Here is a 16023-nt window from a genome sequence, read left to right on the forward strand (position 1 = left end):
TATAGCAGCGTCTTCCAGGGGTGGAAAGATACGAAATCAGTTCCTCTTCATGGGTTGTATTATCCACAAAACCGCGCTCTCTAAGCGACTCAATGACATTCATAGCATTCTACCTCGTCTCGATTGGTTCGATACCGGCTCAGCGCAGCGAAAAGCGGTCGTTGAATACACACGCTCCGAAGCCTGAGACGGCCCATTGATATAAGGTGCCGATGGACGACACCCCAGCGTTCCCGTTCGTTTTGAAATTTAGCCGTCGTCTTCTGTTCCCCTGATACTAAAATAGCCGAACCACGAGGGCAGGGTCGAAATCATCCATACAGACAATTCCGCCCTGCCCTTAAGCGTTCGGCTTATTACGTTCTCCTTGAAATGGCCGGAGATGCCCTATTTGTTTGCATACCCCACAGCGCGGGTTTCACGAATCACCGTAACACGGATCTGCCCCGGGAAGGTCAGACTCTCTTCGATCTGCTTGGCGATGTCGCGGCTCATGACCACGGCATCTTCGTCGCGGACCACATCCCCCTCCACAATCACACGGAGCTCTCGGCCCGCCTGGATGGCGTAGGAGTTGGCCACGCCTTTGTAGCTGTTGGCGATCTTCTCCAGATCGTCCAGTCGCTTGACGTAGTTTTCCAGGAGCTCTTTTCGGGCACCGGGCCGTGCACCGGAAAGGGAGTCGGCAGCCTGGACCAGAAGGTCGTAGACCGATTCGGGGGGCACGTCTTCATGGTGAGCGGCGATGCCCTGGACAATCTTGGGATTCTCCCCGTATTTCTTGGCCAGGTTGGCGCCGATAACGGCATGGGGCCCTTCCACCTCGTGGTCTACGGCTTTGCCGATATCGTGCAGCAGGCCCATGCGCTTGGCCAGCTTCACATTAAGACCCAGCTCGGCGGCCATGACCCCGCAGAGAAAGCCCACCTCCACAGAGTGCTGAAGCACATTCTGGGCATAGCTGGTGCGAAACTTCAAACGACCGAGGATGGCGATCAAGTCGTTGCTGATGCCGTGGACACCCAGATCAAAGGCGGCCTGGTCACCGGCTTCCCGGATGGTCTGGTCCACTTCCTTTTCAACGGTCTTCACCACCTCTTCGATGCGCGCCGGATGGATTCTTCCGTCGTTGATCAGCTTTGTCAGGGAGAGACGGGCCACCTCACGGCGCACCGGGTTGAACCCGGAGAGAATCACCGCCTCAGGGGTGTCGTCAATGATCAGGTCGATGCCGGTGGCTGCTTCCAGAGCCCGGATGTTGCGCCCTTCCCGGCCGATGATGCGCCCTTTCATCTCATCGTTGGGCAGGGGCACCACAGACACGGTACGCTCAGCCACAAAATCCCCGGCGTATCGCTGGATGGCCGTGGCGATGATTTTTTTCGCCTCTTTGTCCGCGCTCTCCTTGGCTTCACTGGTCACCCGCTTGATCATCTTGGCCCCGTCGTGGCGGGCTTCGTTCTCCATGGCATTCAAAAGGAGCCCCTTGGCCTCCTCGGAAGTCATCCCGGAGATCTTTTCAAGCTGCATTTTCTGCTCGGCAACGAGGGCGTCGCACTCCCGGTTCTTGTCGGCGAGGGTATCGGCGTCTTCGGTAAGCTGCTTGCTCCGCTGGGACAGATCGGTTTCAATGCGCTCGATCTGATCCTGCCTTCGATCAAGTTTCTCCACCTTCTGGTTGAGGCTGGCGCTCTGCAAGCCCTTTGAGTTCCAGCCGCGTCTCATTGGTTTCGGCGTCAAACTCGTTTTTCATCTTGATAAGCCGGTCCTTGGCCTCCACATTGGCTTCCATGAGAAGGTTTTCGGCCCGAAGCCCGGCGTCACGTATTATTTTCTCGGCCTCTTCTTCGGCTTCCTCTGCCCGCCTGCTGTCCACCCGACCTTTGAGCACAAAGGTGAGCGCAGCGCCGACAAGAAAACCGACGATGCCGGTTGCCATAATTTTCACTACCATTTGATTCCCCCGAGAATATATCCACCTCAGTTATGACGGAAAATCCACTGTACGGGACTCCACCAATGAGCCCTGGCTTTAGCCCAACCATAGAGGTAAAGGTCCGACTCCCAACAGACCGCAGCGGGTATAATTACTAACGGACAAAGGGATCCGACGTGTGCCATGCGACGGCTTCACAATCTTAAAAAACGGAGACAATGCCGCATCGACGCGGGGCATGATCACTTGTGATGGGGACCACTTGGCACCGTAATCGGTTTTGAGGGGTGGTGGTTGGAAGGAAGGGTCGGGCAAACGGGGAGACATTGATATGAAAATATCCCACCCGAGTGCCGTGTTGAATTAAGGTCTTTGAACCGATTGTTCAAAGGGGAGTGTAGCTTCAGGCTTTTAGGCAGAACATGCACACCACAAACAGGAGGCTCCCGTGATATTGCCATTCGGTCAAAGGGTATTACTCCGATCACGAACACAGCAGGCAATTTTTCTACTCAAATTGTATCGTATTTCGGCAATGCAGAACAGCCTTTTCTGTTGCACCATTACGTGAGCGCCCCAATTTTTCGATGAAGATAGCTGACTTCGCCAGGGAGAGTTTCTCATGAAACGCGCATGGCTCTTTTTCACCTCAGCCAACTCCTTTGCGATCTATGCGAGGATTCACGTCAAAGCTGAATGAATTTGCAGTTCTCGGCGTAAAGGGCCTTTCATGCCCTCACCGGCTCGCGCCACTTCACCCATAATGCTCTCGACAATGGCCGATGCCTCGCTCGGATCAGCGTCGGTCTTGAACTTATACGTTTCCCCAAAAAGGTCGACTGTCAGTATCTCTTCCAATGAATCCGCATTCGCTTTTGTCATTCGGTTAGAGATCAGGAGTCCACATCGATGTAAGTGTTCAGGCGATCCATCAGCCCATCAATCTTTCCTCGAATGGTCTCCCGCTGTTCTGCGAAGGCTGCTTCCGACTGGGTTTTCTCCTGAAGCTGACCTTCAAGTATTTCAATCCTGCCCTTGAGCTCTGCTTTCTCTGATTTCAGGCTGTTGCAGAGTTCAATGAGAAAATCTACCTGTTCTTCTATATAATCAATTTGACCAACTATTGCTTCATCATCCAATTTAGCACCTCTCGAAATTCAAATCACTATAGTCTTCAATTTTCAATAAAGTCAAGGGAATTCATGTGGGCCGCTCTTCCAGCATTTGCCGTACGGTTTCGAGGTCATTTACGGTATTTACACCCGTCACTTCCCGGGCTGATCCCCCGGTTACGACCCCTGCGCCGGCCCCGTCCTGAACGGCTATCTCCACGATATCGGTGAGATAGTACTCCCCTTGTGCATTATCCGATTTCACTTTGTCAAGGGCAGAAAAGAGAAAGTCCGCATCCACGCAGTAGATACCGCTGTTGATCTCTTTAATGGCCTTTTCGTCAGCGCCGGCATCCTTTTCTTCCACGATGCGAAGCAGGGCCCCGTTATCGCCGGTAACCATGCGCCCGTAACCCGTCGGGTCGTCCAGGGAGACCGCCAGGACCGATACGGCCCTTCCGGCGGCTTCATGTGCCCGAACCAACTCCTTGAGGGTCTCGGGCCGGACCAGGGGCACATCCCCGCAGAGGATCACCACCTGACCGATCATCCAGCCACGGCCTGCCTGGCGCACATCACGGCATGGCCCGTTCCGAGCTGCTCGTCCTGACGGGCAAAAAGCGCTGCGTGCCGCTGGGCCACAGCGGCCTTCACCGCATCGGCCTGATGCCCGACGATCACAACCACGTCGGAACCTGCGATCTCCGCAGCCGACGCCATGGCGTCGTGCGGGGTGAGACCATGGACCTCATGGAGGACCTTGGCCTTGTCCGACTTCATGCGTGTTCCCTTGCCCGCGGCAAGGACAACCACCGCTGTCTTTCCTGTGGTTTTACTCAATTTTCCCCCTTGTTGCAATAGCACCTGACCGGCATGCCAAAAAACATGGTTCCCAATTGCCTCCAAATAGACCGAAGCCTCTTTCGCACAGGGCCCATGCACCGACGACAAGGGCATGACCGGGCCGCCCCTTTGCAACTTACGCGCTGTCGTTCCTGCCCAGGCGACAAAGGAGCCGCTTTAACGGCCCATCGTCTGAACTCCCGGAGATGTTACCTGCTCTCCACCGCCTGGATGCGGTGCAGTGCCCGGGCAAGGGCCGCCTTGGCACGGGTCTCGTCAATGGTGGCCCGGTCACCGGACAACCTCTGCTCCGCCCGATTCATCGCCGACTGTGCACGCTTGAGATCGATGTCTCGACGACGCTCCGCGGACTCGGCCAGGATGGTCACCCGATCGGCCAGTGCCTCGGCGAAACCGCCGTTGATGAAGACTCCGCACTCGTTGCCTGCAGCGTCCTTGAACCGGGCCATGCCCACCTTCAGGGAGGTGAGAAACGGAGTGTGCCCGTCGAGCACACCGAACTCACCCTCCGAACCGGGGGCCATGACGATCTGTGCGTCCTCGCTGACCACACGCCGTTCCGGCGTCACGATTTCGAGTCTGATAGTGTCTGCCATATCAACCCCTCATAGGTTTGAAGGGGCAGGAATGCTCCCCTGCCCCGTTCAGATCAAATTAATCGGCCATGTCCTTGGCCTTGGCCACTGCATCTTCGATGGTCCCTACAAGGTTGAAGGCGCCTTCAGGCAACTCGTCGTGCTTGCCGTCCAGGATCTCCTTGAAGCTTCGGATGGTGTCTTCGAGCTTCACGTACTTGCCCTTGAGGCCGGTGAAGATCTCAGCCACGTGGAAGGGCTGAGAGAGGAAACGCTGAATACGGCGGGCACGGGTTACCACCACCTTGTCCTCATCGGAGAGTTCATCGATACCGAGGATGGCGATGATGTCCTGGAGTTCCTTGTACTTCTGGAGCACGGTCTGAACCTGACGGGCCACGGCGTAGTGCTCGTCGCCGATGTAGGCGGCGTCCAGAATACGGGAGGAGGAGTCCAGGGGGTCAACCGCAGGGTAGATACCCAGCTCGGAGATGGCTCGGGAGAGAACAACCGTGCCGTCGAGGTGGGCAAAGGTTGTGGCCGGAGCCGGGTCGGTGAGGTCGTCCGCAGGGACGTACACACACTGAACCGCGGTGATGGAGCCTTTATCCGTGGAGGTAATACGCTCCTGAAGGCCACCCATGTCCACCGCCAGGGTGGGCTGGTAACCAACCGCGCCGAAGGGCCCTGGGCGAGGAGGGCCGATCTTCGGAGCCCGCCTGGGTGAAGCGGAAGATGTTGTCGATGAAGATCAGAACGTCCTGGCCTTCCACGTCACGGAAGTACTCGGCGCAGGTCAGGGCGGAGAGGGCAACACGTGCACGGGCTCCCGGAGGTTCGGTCATCTGACCGTAGATCAGGGCGCACTTGTCGAGAACGCCGGACTCCTTCATCTCGTGGTAGAGGTCGTTGCCCTCACGGGTACGCTCACCAACGCCGGCGAACACGGAGATGCCGCCGTGCTGCATGGCGATGTTGTTAACCATCTCCATCATGATAACGGTCTTACCAACGCCCGCACCGCCGAAGAGGCCCATCTTGCCGCCTCGGGGGAAGGGAACGAGAAGGTCGATAACCTTGACGCCCGTTTCAAGAACGGTCACCGAGGTGTCCTGCTCGGTAAACTCGGGGGCGGGACGAGCGGGCTGGAACTGGCCTCGGCTTCTTCGTGCTTACATCGCCGAGGCCGTCCACGGGGCGCCCAACAACGTTGAGGACGCGACCCAGGGAAGCCTTGCCCACGGGCATGACGATGGGGTTTCCGGTATCTTTAACGCCCATGCCGCGGACGAGGCCATCGGTAACGTCCATGGCGATGGTACGCACCACGTTGTCGCCCAGGTGCTGGGCCACCTCAATGACGAGGTTGTCCTCTTCGTCGTTGATGGCAGGGTTGGTCAGGGTCAGGGCTGTAAGGATCGCCGGCAGTTTTCCAGGTTCAAACTCCACGTCAACAACAGGCCCCATGACCTGTGTGATTTTTCCGATATTGTCAGCCATTGAAAAGTACCTCCTATTGTACCTAAATCTATGCTGTATATGCGATAAGCGAGTTACAATCAGCCCTTCAAGGCCTCTGCACCACCGACGATATCCATAAGGTCTGCAGTAATTGCCGCTTGTCGTGCTTTGTTAAACACCCTCTGAAGATCAGTGATCATGTCGGAACACGCCTGGGTGGCGTTGTCCATGGCCGACATTCGGGCCGCATGCTCACTGGTCGACGTCTCAAGAAGACCGCGGTAAAGCTGGATATACACATTCCTTGGGAGCATCTCGCCAAGGAGCTTGTCCGCGCTGGGTTCACAGATGTGCTCTGCCTGGAACGGCTTGTCCTCGGCAGCCTCCTCTTCCACCACCTCAATGGGGGGGATGGGAAGGAGCTGCTGAACCACAGGCACCTGTTTGGCCATGCTGACAAACTCGGCATAGATCAGGTAGACTTCGTCGTACTCACCGGCGAGAAAGCCGTCAATCAGCTTCTGCCCACCGGTGGACGCGACGCCAAACCCCACCTTTGTCCCAACGACCCCGACGTACTCATCCGCCCGGGTCTGTCCCTCTTTGCGGGCCCAGTCACGGCCCCGTTTACCAAAGTTGGTGAAGGAGACCTCGGCCCCCTCCCCCACTTTCTCTTTGATCAGCTTTTCCGCTTTTTCGATGAGGTTGATGTTGAAGCCCCCACACAGTCCCCTGTCCGATGTCAGGAGTACCACATGGACCTTCTTCACCTCCTCGCGTGCTTCAAGGAGCGGACTGGCTCCTTCACCTGCCTTCTGAGCAAGGCTTCCCAGCACCTCTGCGTATTTTTCCGCATAGGGTCGGAAGGCCTCCATGGCTAACTGAGCACCACGCAAGCGGGAAGTCGCGACCATTTTCATGGCGCTGGTGATCTGCTTGGTCTTTTTGACGCCAGCGATCTTTAATTGTACTTCCTTTAACGTTGCCATATGCCATTTACCTTTACGTGTCTCAAATTAATAGATCTGCTCTTCAACGCAAGCTACTTGATGGTGTCCTTGAACTCCTCGGCGTACGCCTCGAGTGCTTTGACAATATCGGCTTCGATTTCAGAGGTAATCTTTTTGGCTTCCGCAAGGGCGGGGAGAATCTTGGGGAAACGGCCTTCCACAAAGGGGTAGAGGCCCGCTTCGTACTTGACCACCGCCTCACGGGGGTAGTCGTCGATGAACCCTTTGGTGCCTGCGTAAAGGATGAGAACCTGCTTTTCCAGGGGCAGGGGTGCGTACTGGGGCTGCTTGAGAACTTCCACAAGCCGCTGACCACGGGTGAGCTGACGCTGGGTGGAGGCGTCCAGGTCGGAGCCGAAGGCGGCAAAGGCCTCGAGCTCGCGGAAGGCCGCCATGTCGAGACGCAGGGTACCGGCCACCTGCTTCATGGCCTTCTCCTGGGCCGCGCCGCCGACTCGGGAAACCGAGAGGCCGACGTCAACTGCGGGACGCATACCGGCGAAGAACATCCCCTTGTCGAGGTAGATCTGACCGTCGGTAATGGAGATAACGTTGGTGGGGATAAAGGCAGATACGTCGCCTTCCTGGGTTTCGATGATGGGCAGGGCGGTGAGGGACCCGGCACCCAGCTCATCGGAGAGCTTGGCAGAACGTTCCAGGAGACGGGAGTGGTTGTAGAAGATGTCCCCGGGGAAAGCTTCACGTCCTGGGGGACGACGAAGCAGCAGGGAGACCTGACGATAGGCCGCGGCCTGCTTGGAGAGGTCGTCGTAGATGATCAGGGAGTGCTCGCCCTTGTCGCGGAAGTACTCGCCCATGGCGCAACCGGCGTAAGGGGCAAGGAACTGAAGGGCCGCGGGGTCGGAGGCACAGGCAGAAACCACGGTGGTGTACTCCATGGCGCCGTGCTCTTCGAGAACCGCCACAACCTGGGCAACGGTGGACTTCTTCTGGCCACAGGCAACGTAGATACACTTCACGCCCTGGCCCTTCTGGGCGAGGATGGCGTCAACGGCGATGGCGGTCTTGCCGATCTGGCGGTCGCCGATGATCAGCTCACGCTGGCCCCTGCCCACGGGGGTCATGGCGTCGATGGCCTTGATGCCGGTGTAGCAGGGCTCGTGCACGCTCTTACGATGGATAACACCGGGAGCCACCATCTCGATACGGCGGGTCTCGGCACCGTCAATGGCGCCCTTGCCGTCGATGGGTTCACCCACGGTGGTTACAACGCGCCCGAGGACGGCCTCGCCCACGGGAACCTCGGCGATACGGCCGGTACGCTTGACGGTGTCGCCCTCTTTGATGTGGGTGTCATCGCCCATGATGGCCACACCCACGTTGTCTTCTTCCAGGTTAAGGGCCAGGCCGAGAATGCCGCCGGGAAATTCCACAAGCTCCAGGGCCATCACTTTTTCCAGGCCGTAGACCCTTGCGATGCCGTCGCCCACTGAAAGAACGACGCCGGTTTCGGACAACTCGACCTTCTTGTCGAAATCCTTGATCTGCTCCTTGATTATTTGGCTTATCTCTTCAGCTTTGATTTCCATTAGACACTCTCACCCCTTTTAAAAGATTCTTTCATGTTCTGCAGCTGTGTGCGCACACTGCCGTCAAGTACAAGGTCACCTATCTTCGTTACAATGCCCCCAATCAACCCGGGGTCTTTTTCCAGATTCAAAATGACGTCCTTGCCTGTCAATGCGGAGAGGGATGCCTTGATTTTCTCCACAGCGTCTTCCGACAGATCCACGGCGGAAACCACATGGGCGTGGGCGATGCCGTTCAGCTCGTCCACCAGCTCCTGGTAGGTTTCATCGATGGAACCAAGGTAACCGAAGCGTCCCTTGTCAAACAAAAGCAGGACATAGGATGCGATGACAGGGGAGAGGCCCAGCTTCTCCACCACCACCTTCAGCACACCGCGCCTGCCGTCACATTCATAAATCGGGTTGGCGATGGCGGTGGAGAGTTCCACCTCCCGTGCAAGAAACGCCGCCACCCCGCTGAGCTGTTCACGGTAGGTCTCTGCCTGGCCGTCCTCTTTGCCGATGAGCAGCAGAGCCTTGGCATAACGCCTGGATATCGCGAAATCTTTCATTGCACCACCACCTTGTTCAGATAGTCATCCACCAGCTTTTCCTGGTCGTCGGTATTGATCTTCTCCTGGATCAGCGACTCGGCCTTTTCCAGGGCCAGTGCCATGATTTCGGCTTTGAGATCCGTACGGGCGGCCTTGAACTCATGGTCAATGTTGCGCTTGGCCTGCTCTTCGAGCTTAGCGGCGTGGAGCTTGGCCTCTTCCATGATGCGCGTGCGGGCGGCCTCCCCCTGCTCCCGGTACTGATCCAGGATCACCTCCACCTCGCTTTCGAGGGTGGCAATTCTGGTTTCATACTCGGCCAGGGTCTTTTCAGCGTCCGCCTTCTTTTGTTCCAGGGTATCCAGTTCGTCGCGAATGGAGCCGATACGCCCGGACAGAGCACTGGAGACCGGCTTGCGCAGAACAAAGAACAGAAACCCCATGAGCACAACAAAGTTGAGGACACGGGCCGTGTCCGTGGTGAGCCAGTGCTTGGCCTCGGCGGCGTGGCCGCCCCCGCTGGAGGCGAAAGCCATTCCCGCACTCAAGGTCAATGCCGCGAAAAGGCCCCAGAACAAAATCCTGCGCCCTCCGGACGATTTCATCTCATCACGCATTACAGAGCCCTCCCCAGAATCTTTTCGCCGATTGCCTTCGCAAAATCGTCCACTTCTCATTGCCGAACTTTCCGCACTGCAACCATCTCTTGAGAAATCTTAACGCGCACGGCGGCAAGATCGTCCTGGGCACGACCGGTAATCTCGCCGATGATGCGCCGCTCTTCACGGGACGCTTCATCGATGATCGCGTCCTTGAGCTCAACGCCCTTGGCACGCCCTTCTTTGATGCCTGCTGCAAACGTCTCCTCCTTCTCGCGCACGCCCACAGATGAGGCATCAATGCTGTCATTGAGGCCGTCTATGGCCTCACGACGCTTCGCAAGAACTCCCCGGATCGGCTTATACAAGACGATATTCAAAATAAGGATCAAGAGGATGAAGTTGACAATCTGCACCAATAAGGAATAATCCACACTGACCATTGGTGACCCTCCAACAAAAGTTAATAAGAATGCCAGATAATATTCATAACAACACAGACCAAGGCTGGAGCAAGCCTTAGAAATTCCCTCATTTTAGCACCGAACCTATATCAGTTTTTCTCTTTTTATGTCAACCTGTTTTAGAAAATCTCTCCATGATTAGCAAGTGATATCAGCTTTTTCCATCTAAGCTTAACCCTTGCGAACCGCAGGCGTCAGGATTTACCAACAAGCATTATGTTGCCCCGAAGTCCACGGTCAAAAGTCACAGGAAGCTAAGCATTTCACCTGCACCTGCTCATACCACAATAAAAGAGTAAAAAGCCACCCCGGAAGGGGCCCCTTTTCCACAGATCCACCCGCCAAAAAGAGAACGGACCGCCAAGGGGCTTTATTTCTTGAAGCGACGCATGCTGACCCCCATGAGGAGACCGATGGCCATAAAGCTGGTCACCACGGAAGAGCCGCCGTAGCTCACCAGTGGCAGGGGAACCCCCACCACGGGCATGAGTCCCATGACCATTCCCATGTTGATGAAGGCTTCCCAAAAGAGCATGGCCGTCACCCCCACGGCGGTGATGGTACCGAAGGTGTTCTTGCTTTTGTGGGCGATGTTGAGGCTCCAGACAAAGAGGGTGCCGTACAGGAGCACGAGAAGCACCGTACCCACAAAGCCCCACTCCTCTGCCAGGACAGACAGGATAAAGTCGGTGTGCCGCTCACGAAGGAACCGCAGGGTGTTGTAGACCTTGAGGAAGCCCTTGCCCGTGAGCATCCCGGAGCCGATGGCGATTTTGGATTGGATGATGTGATACCCCGCCCCCAAAGGATCGCGGTCGGGGTTAAGGAAGGTCAGCACGCGCTGTTTCTGGTAGGCTTTCAGGAAGAAGAGCCAGGCCGCAACGGCCAGGCCGAGCCCCGCACACACCAGCATGGTGAGGGTGCGGCGCTCGATTTTGACAAAAAGGGTCATGATCCCGGCGATCATCACAATAAGAAGGCCGGTGCCCAGATCGGGCTGAAGGTAGATCAGGAGAAAGGGCAGCAGCACAATGGCCGCTGGCTTGATGAGCTCTCGGAAACCGAGCCCCCGGGTGGTGGCGTTGCGCGCATAGAACCGCGCCAGCATCAGGATGACCCCCACCTTGGCAAGCTCCGAGGGCTGAAGGGTCATGGGCCCCAGCACCAGCCAGCGCCGGGAGCCGCCCACCATGCGTCCCACAAAGAGCACCGCCACCAGAAGCCCCATGCAGCAGGCATAGATACCCGGCGTCCAGCGCTCGAACTCCTTGGGGTCCACGCAAAAGGTGGCGATCATCACGCCCATGCCTGCGCCGAGCCAGACCAGCTGCTTGACGAACAGGGGCCTGAGGGAAGGATCGTTTCCCGCGTACACGGCGCTGTACAGGGCCACAAGCCCCAGGCCCGACAAGGCCAGGGTGATGAGCAGGAGCCCCCAGTCAAAATGTTCCACCACGCGTCGATCAATCACGAACAGCCTCCCCTTTTCCCAGATAAGTCTCAATCACTTTCTTGGCAATGGGGGCAGCCTTGGTGGACCCGCCTTCACCATGCTCCACGATCACCGCCACGGCGATGGTGGGGTTTTCCACCGGCGCATAGGCGACAAACCATGCATGATCCCTGAATTTTCGGATACTCTTTTTGGTACGGGAATCCCTCTTGGCCTTGCTGATGACCTGGGCGGTGCCGGTCTTCCCGGCAACGGTAACCCCTTCCACGGCGGCGACCTTTGCCGTCCCCTTCCGGTCGTTCACCGTGCCCCAGAGCCCCTTTTGAATCAAGGCCAGGGTCTTCTTACTGACAGGAAGCCGCCCGTTTTCCACCGGGTGGGTCTCCTTGACCAGGGCCCCGTCTGCGGTCTCCATTTTCCCTAAGATATACGGCCTGTAGATCACCCCGCCGTTGGCAACGGATGCGATGAGCATGGCCATTTGAATGGGAGTCACCAGGTTGTAGCTCTGGCCGATGGCCAAAGAGAGTGTCTCCCCGCTGTGCCAGCTCTCATGGAGCTTGCGGCGCTTCCACTCCGCCGTGGGGATCAAACCGGCCCGTTCGTTGTCCAGGTCCACCCCCGTGGGCTTGCCCAGACCGCACGCCCGGGCGTAAAAGGCCAGACGGTCTACCCCGAGTTTTTCCCCCACCTCATAGAAGTAGACATCACAGGATTGGGCAAGGGAATCCACAAGGTTGATGGAGCCGTGGCCCGCCCGCTTCCAGCACCGGTAGACACGGTCCCCGAAGGCATGGCTCCCGGAGCAGAAAAAGTGGGTGTTCTCATCCACCACCTTCTCTTCCAGGGCGGCAATGGAAGAGACGATCTTGTAAATAGAGGCAGGAGGGTACAACGCCTGGGTGGCCTTGTTCTCCATGGGCCGTCCCGGATCGTTCTGAAGGGAGTTCCACTTGGCATACGACAGGCCACTCACAAAATCGTTGGGATCAAAGGCAGGGCTGCTGGCCATGGCCAACACAGCCCCGTTGCGGGGATCCAGGGCAACCACGGACCCCACATCCCCCTTGAGCAGCGCTTCGGACTTTTTCTGAAGCTCTGTATTAATGGTCAGAAAAATATTCTTTCCCGGGTCCGCCTCCACACGCTTGAGCTCCCGAATCACCCGTCCCCGTGCGTCCACCTCCACCTGTCGCCCGCCTGCCGCCGGGGCTCCATCACCTTTTCGATGCCGAACTTGCCGATGAAATCCCCGCCGGATGCCTCCGGGTGCTTGCCGCTGGAGAGCTCCCGGGCGTTGATCACCAATAACCCAGCAGATGGGCCGCCATGCCCGGGTTGAGATAAAAGCGCTTGGGCCGGACCTTTACCTTCACACCGGGCAGATCAAAACTGTTCACCTCCACCGGCGCCAGGGCATCCCGCCCGATATCCCGCTTGAGCACCACCTGCCGGGACGAATTCTCTCCCCCCTTCTTGGCGATCTTGGCCGCCATCTCCTCCACGTCGATCCCCGTAAACTCCGACAGGAGCTCCAGGGTCTCGGAAACGGGCTGGGCATCCCGGGGCACGATGATCAGGTCAAAGGCCGGCCGGTTGTCCACCAGGAGACTGCCCTGGCTGTCGTAAATCAACCCCCGGGACGGAGGAAGGCTCTGAAGACGGATGCGGTTGTTGGTGGAGAGTTCGCGATAGACCTGACCATTGATGATCTGAAGGTAGAAAAGGCGGACAAGGATAACGGCAAAGGCGATAAAGATGAGAAGCATCGTCCCTTTGAGGCGGTTGTTGAACCACTCCCCGTCAGGACTGTTGAGGTACCCCTCCGAGCCTCCGGCCCTTTCGGTGTTTCGCTTTCGGGGTAAATCAGACACCCTTGCCTCCTTCCAGACGACAAACAATCTCACGGGCCAAAGCCCCGCCCAGGCGATACCCCAGGGCCATGAGCACATAGACCACAGGCCCCAGAATCGCACCCCAGAGAAGTTGCCTGCCCCCCTGCTCCACAGCCCACACCATGGTGGAGGTAGCGGCTCCGGATACGCTGAGCACAAGAAGGGCCACGAGATTCTCCAGAACGATCCCGGCCAGAACAGCGAGATAAATAAGGATACGGCTGTAGACGTGCAGGACCTGAATGGCGACCTGAAGAGTAAAAAACAGCCAGAAGTAGCTGGTAAGATAAAAGCCGAAGGGGCTCCCCGACAACCCGTCCACGAGAACCCCCGTCACCAGGACCACCACCCCGCCCTGGATCCTGGGCAGGGCAAGGGCCGTAAAGACCACCTGCACCACCAGCAAATCAAAGGGCGGACGCATGGACATCTGGGGCAACAGGGCCGTCTGGATGAGGATCAGCAAGATGGACACCAGGGTGTATCCGATGACTGCCATCACTCCTCCGCTTCGGGGCTCATGATGACAAGCACCTCTTCCAGGGTCTCAAAATTAACCGAAGGGGCCACGGCCACATCCTGAAAGATACCGGAGACCCCTTTGCGCACCTCGCTGACGGTTCCGATGAAAAACCCTTTCGGGAACACCCCGTCCAGCCCCGAAGAGACAATCCGCTGGCCGGGCTTGATGGTGTCGTTCCGGTTGGCGTAGGCAAACCGGCACTCACCGGCCCCGCCCCCTTTAAGAATCCCGCGGACCCTGGTGTCCTGGACCAGGGCGTCCACGGAGCTGTTGCGATCGGTGACGAGAAGCACCTTGGCATAACGACGGGAAGCCTCAATGACCTGCCCCACAATGCCGTCGGGGACCACCACGGGCTGCCCTTTGGCCACGCCGTTTTCCGTGCCTTTGTCGATGATGAGGGTGCGATACCAGAGGGAGGCATCCTTGCCCGTAACCATGGCAGCCACCATGTTGCGGGCTTTGGCCTCTTTAAAGGAGAGGAGGCCGCGCATTCTCCCGTTGAGCAGCTTGAGTTCGTTGTACCCGTTGAGCTGCTCCCGGAGCTGCGCCACCTCTCTGCGAAGGGCCTCATTCTCCTCGGCGGTGGAGACGAGGTTGAAGTACCCGTACCAGATGGAACGGATCCACCCGAGGGATGCGGTCAGGCCTTTTTGAAAGGGGGCCGTCAGGTGCAACGCAATGGGCGCTGCACCTCCGGCAGAATCGGGACGGCTGCTAGAAACGGTCAGAGCGGCAATGTTGAGCAGAAGCAGCACCAAAACCGCCACAACCAGTACCATACGCCGAGAAAACATAGGCTACCTGATGACCACCTGCCGTAAAATTTCGATGCTGTCCAGGGACATGCCCGCCCCCTTGGCCACGGTGGAGAGGGGATCCTCTGCCACGGTAATGGGAAGGCCGGTGTTCTCCTTGAGAAGCTTGTCGAGGTTCTTCAAGAGGCCACCGCCGCCGGTGAGCACAATGCCCCGGTCCACGATGTCCGCGGCCAGTTCGGGAGGAGTCTGCTCAAGGGCGATCTTCACGCACTCCACGATGGCGTCGATCTGTTCGCTGATGGCCTGGCGAATCTCTTCGGAGTCGATGGCCAGGATCTTGGGAATCCCGGAGACCAGGTCACGGCCCTTCACTTCGATGGTTTCGATGTGCTCGGTGTCGGGGTAGGCGTTGCCGATGGTGGTCTTGATCACCTCGGCGGTACGCTCGCCGATGAGAAGGTTGTAGCGTCGCTTGATGTACTGCATGATCGCTTCGTCGATGCGATCGCCGGCCACCCGCAGGGAGCGGGAATAGACAATACCGGCCAAGGAGATCACCGCCACCTCCGTTGTACCCCCGCCGATATCCACCACCATGTTACAGGTGGGCTCGGTAATGGGAAGGCCCGCGCCGATGGCAGCCGCCATGGGCTCCTCCAGGAGAAAGACCTCACGTGCCCCTGCCGACTCGGCAGACTCTTTGACCGCGCGTTTCTCCACCTGGGTAATACCGGAGGGAACGGCGATGATGATGCGGGGGCGGACAAATTTCTGGCGGTTGTTGTGCACCTTCTTGATAAAGTGGCTGAGCATCGCTTCGGTCACTTCAAAGTCGGCGATCACCCCGTCGCGCATGGGGCGGATGGCCACAATGTTTCCCGGCGTTCGACCGAGCATGTTCTTGGCCTCGAGGCCCACGGCCAATACCTTGTTCTTGGATCTGTTGTCGGTGCGAACAGCCACCACGGACGGTTCGCTGAGCACAATGCCCTTGCCTTTCACATAGACAAGGGTGTTGGCCGTTCCCAGGTCAATGGCCAGGTCACTGGAAAAAACTCCCAGCAGCGAGTCAAGAAGGTTCATAGTCAGCCTTTGTTTCCGATAGTAAGTAATGGCCTTTGACAACAGGAATCCCTGTGCCGTCGACATCGTCTCCGCGACGGTCGGGGCGTGTTTCCTGAAGTCGTCGTTACATGAATCGATTGCACACATCCCCGTCCGAAAGAGGGCTTCACCGAAGCTGTCTTCTCCCGTGGGGCGTGTCCCGGGGCCAGCAGGACAAAAAAA

Annotated in this window: 20 protein-coding genes, 1 other RNA gene and 1 pseudogene (1 of these 22 running past the window's edge); all 22 read right to left on the reverse strand. The window is 57.9% G+C overall.

Features of this window, described 5'->3' with window-relative positions:
• On the reverse strand, positions 1–67 hold the beginning of the coding sequence (locus ACOYW2_RS23150) for a hypothetical protein (protein WP_482420209.1). 182 nt of this gene lie to the left of the window's left edge; only the first 67 of its 249 coding nucleotides appear in the window; its start codon is at positions 65–67; the stop codon falls past the left edge of the window.
• A gap of 320 nt (positions 68–387) precedes the next feature.
• Positions 388–1698 carry a ribonuclease Y gene (gene rny, locus ACOYW2_RS23155; protein WP_482420210.1) on the reverse strand — a complete coding sequence of 437 codons (1311 nt, stop codon included), beginning with the start codon at positions 1696–1698 and terminating at the stop codon, positions 388–390.
• Entirely contained in the window at positions 1658–1954 is a 297-nt protein-coding gene (locus ACOYW2_RS23160; RefSeq protein ID WP_482420211.1) for an Rnase Y domain-containing protein, read from the reverse strand. Before ACOYW2_RS23160 ends, rny begins: the two co-directional genes overlap by 41 nt.
• 317 nt (positions 1955–2271) lie before the next feature.
• Positions 2272–2441, reverse strand: a non-coding RNA gene (gene ssrS, locus ACOYW2_RS23165) — 6S RNA.
• A 176-nt stretch (positions 2442–2617) separates the two neighbouring features.
• Positions 2618–2794 carry a hypothetical protein gene (locus tag ACOYW2_RS23170; RefSeq protein WP_482768143.1) on the reverse strand — a complete coding sequence of 59 codons (177 nt, stop codon included), beginning with the start codon at positions 2792–2794 and terminating at the stop codon, positions 2618–2620.
• Between the two features lie 35 nt (positions 2795–2829).
• The gene (zapB, locus tag ACOYW2_RS23175) at positions 2830–3075 is read right to left on the reverse strand and encodes a cell division protein ZapB (protein WP_180137605.1); all 246 of its coding nucleotides are present in this window, start codon (positions 3073–3075) and stop codon (positions 2830–2832) included.
• A gap of 61 nt (positions 3076–3136) precedes the next feature.
• Complete coding sequence (locus ACOYW2_RS23180) at positions 3137–3598, reverse strand: sugar phosphate nucleotidyltransferase (RefSeq protein WP_482420213.1); 462 nt, start codon at positions 3596–3598, stop codon at positions 3137–3139.
• Positions 3595–3888 (reverse strand): NTP transferase domain-containing protein, encoded by a 294-nt coding sequence (locus ACOYW2_RS23185; RefSeq protein ID WP_482768144.1) that lies wholly within the window; start codon positions 3886–3888, stop codon positions 3595–3597. The genes ACOYW2_RS23180 and ACOYW2_RS23185 overlap by 4 nt, the downstream gene beginning before the upstream one ends.
• A gap of 212 nt (positions 3889–4100) precedes the next feature.
• Entirely contained in the window at positions 4101–4508 is a 408-nt protein-coding gene (locus ACOYW2_RS23190) for a F0F1 ATP synthase subunit epsilon (protein ID WP_180137607.1), read from the reverse strand.
• A gap of 58 nt (positions 4509–4566) precedes the next feature.
• Positions 4567–5987 (reverse strand): annotated as a pseudogene (atpD, locus tag ACOYW2_RS23195) (F0F1 ATP synthase subunit beta).
• 59 nt (positions 5988–6046) lie between these two features.
• Positions 6047–6937 (reverse strand): ATP synthase F1 subunit gamma, encoded by an 891-nt coding sequence (gene atpG, locus ACOYW2_RS23200; RefSeq protein ID WP_482768145.1) that lies wholly within the window; start codon positions 6935–6937, stop codon positions 6047–6049.
• Between the two features lie 53 nt (positions 6938–6990).
• Positions 6991–8508 carry a F0F1 ATP synthase subunit alpha gene (gene atpA / locus ACOYW2_RS23205; protein WP_482768146.1) on the reverse strand — a complete coding sequence of 506 codons (1518 nt, stop codon included), beginning with the start codon at positions 8506–8508 and terminating at the stop codon, positions 6991–6993.
• Positions 8508–9059, reverse strand: coding sequence for an ATP synthase F1 subunit delta (atpH, locus tag ACOYW2_RS23210; protein ID WP_482418275.1), 552 nt, complete (start codon positions 9057–9059; stop codon positions 8508–8510). The genes atpA and atpH overlap by 1 nt, the downstream gene beginning before the upstream one ends.
• On the reverse strand, positions 9056–9577 hold the full coding sequence (atpF, locus tag ACOYW2_RS23215) for a F0F1 ATP synthase subunit B (protein ID WP_482768147.1): 522 nt from the start codon (positions 9575–9577) through the stop codon (positions 9056–9058). The genes atpH and atpF overlap by 4 nt, the downstream gene beginning before the upstream one ends.
• Positions 9578–9714: 137 nt before the next feature.
• Entirely contained in the window at positions 9715–10083 is a 369-nt protein-coding gene (locus tag ACOYW2_RS23220; protein WP_482420217.1) for a F0F1 ATP synthase subunit B family protein, read from the reverse strand.
• A 391-nt stretch (positions 10084–10474) separates the two neighbouring features.
• The gene (gene rodA, locus ACOYW2_RS23225) at positions 10475–11575 is read right to left on the reverse strand and encodes a rod shape-determining protein RodA (RefSeq protein ID WP_482768148.1); all 1101 of its coding nucleotides are present in this window, start codon (positions 11573–11575) and stop codon (positions 10475–10477) included.
• Positions 11568–12746: a penicillin-binding protein 2 gene (gene mrdA / locus ACOYW2_RS23230; protein WP_482420219.1), complete on the reverse strand. Its 1179-nt coding sequence runs from the start codon at positions 12744–12746 to the stop codon at positions 11568–11570. Before mrdA ends, rodA begins: the two co-directional genes overlap by 8 nt.
• Positions 12719–12862, reverse strand: a complete 144-nt coding sequence (locus ACOYW2_RS23235) for a hypothetical protein (RefSeq protein WP_482768149.1) — start codon at positions 12860–12862, stop codon at positions 12719–12721. The genes mrdA and ACOYW2_RS23235 overlap by 28 nt, the downstream gene beginning before the upstream one ends.
• The gene (locus tag ACOYW2_RS23240; RefSeq protein ID WP_482768150.1) at positions 12859–13431 is read right to left on the reverse strand and encodes a hypothetical protein; all 573 of its coding nucleotides are present in this window, start codon (positions 13429–13431) and stop codon (positions 12859–12861) included. The genes ACOYW2_RS23235 and ACOYW2_RS23240 overlap by 4 nt, the downstream gene beginning before the upstream one ends.
• On the reverse strand, positions 13424–13951 hold the full coding sequence (gene mreD, locus ACOYW2_RS23245; RefSeq protein ID WP_482418279.1) for a rod shape-determining protein MreD: 528 nt from the start codon (positions 13949–13951) through the stop codon (positions 13424–13426). The genes ACOYW2_RS23240 and mreD overlap by 8 nt, the downstream gene beginning before the upstream one ends.
• Positions 13951–14772 carry a rod shape-determining protein MreC gene (mreC, locus tag ACOYW2_RS23250; protein WP_482418280.1) on the reverse strand — a complete coding sequence of 274 codons (822 nt, stop codon included), beginning with the start codon at positions 14770–14772 and terminating at the stop codon, positions 13951–13953. The genes mreD and mreC overlap by 1 nt, the downstream gene beginning before the upstream one ends.
• Before the next feature lie 3 nt (positions 14773–14775).
• Entirely contained in the window at positions 14776–15819 is a 1044-nt protein-coding gene (locus ACOYW2_RS23255; protein WP_180137616.1) for a rod shape-determining protein, read from the reverse strand.
• Positions 15820–16023 lie beyond the last annotated feature (204 nt).

It is taken from the genome of Desulfoluna sp. CLI2B (assembly GCF_056847375.1).

What these genes read in the sequence shown, in the direction of transcription:
- ACOYW2_RS23160 (WP_482420211.1), bottom strand. Translation starts at nt 1,954, where the DNA reads ATGGTAGTGAAAATTATGGCAACCGGCATCGTCGGTTTTCTTGTCGGC.
- ACOYW2_RS23180 (WP_482420213.1), bottom strand. Translation starts at nt 3,598, where the DNA reads ATGATCGGTCAGGTGGTGATCCTCTGCGGGGATGTGCCCCTGGTCCGG.
- ACOYW2_RS23190 (WP_180137607.1), bottom strand. Translation starts at nt 4,508, where the DNA reads ATGGCAGACACTATCAGACTCGAAATCGTGACGCCGGAACGGCGTGTG.
- atpG (WP_482768145.1), bottom strand. Translation starts at nt 6,937, where the DNA reads ATGGCAACGTTAAAGGAAGTACAATTAAAGATCGCTGGCGTCAAAAAG.
- atpA (WP_482768146.1), bottom strand. Translation starts at nt 8,508, where the DNA reads ATGGAAATCAAAGCTGAAGAGATAAGCCAAATAATCAAGGAGCAGATC.
- atpH (WP_482418275.1), bottom strand. Translation starts at nt 9,059, where the DNA reads ATGAAAGATTTCGCGATATCCAGGCGTTATGCCAAGGCTCTGCTGCTC.
- atpF (WP_482768147.1), bottom strand. Translation starts at nt 9,577, where the DNA reads ATGGCTTTCGCCTCCAGCGGGGGCGGCCACGCCGCCGAGGCCAAGCAC.
- ACOYW2_RS23220 (WP_482420217.1), bottom strand. Translation starts at nt 10,083, where the DNA reads ATGGTCAGTGTGGATTATTCCTTATTGGTGCAGATTGTCAACTTCATC.
- mreD (WP_482418279.1), bottom strand. Translation starts at nt 13,951, where the DNA reads ATGGCAGTCATCGGATACACCCTGGTGTCCATCTTGCTGATCCTCATC.
- mreC (WP_482418280.1), bottom strand. Translation starts at nt 14,772, where the DNA reads ATGTTTTCTCGGCGTATGGTACTGGTTGTGGCGGTTTTGGTGCTGCTT.
- ACOYW2_RS23255 (WP_180137616.1), bottom strand. Translation starts at nt 15,819, where the DNA reads ATGAACCTTCTTGACTCGCTGCTGGGAGTTTTTTCCAGTGACCTGGCC.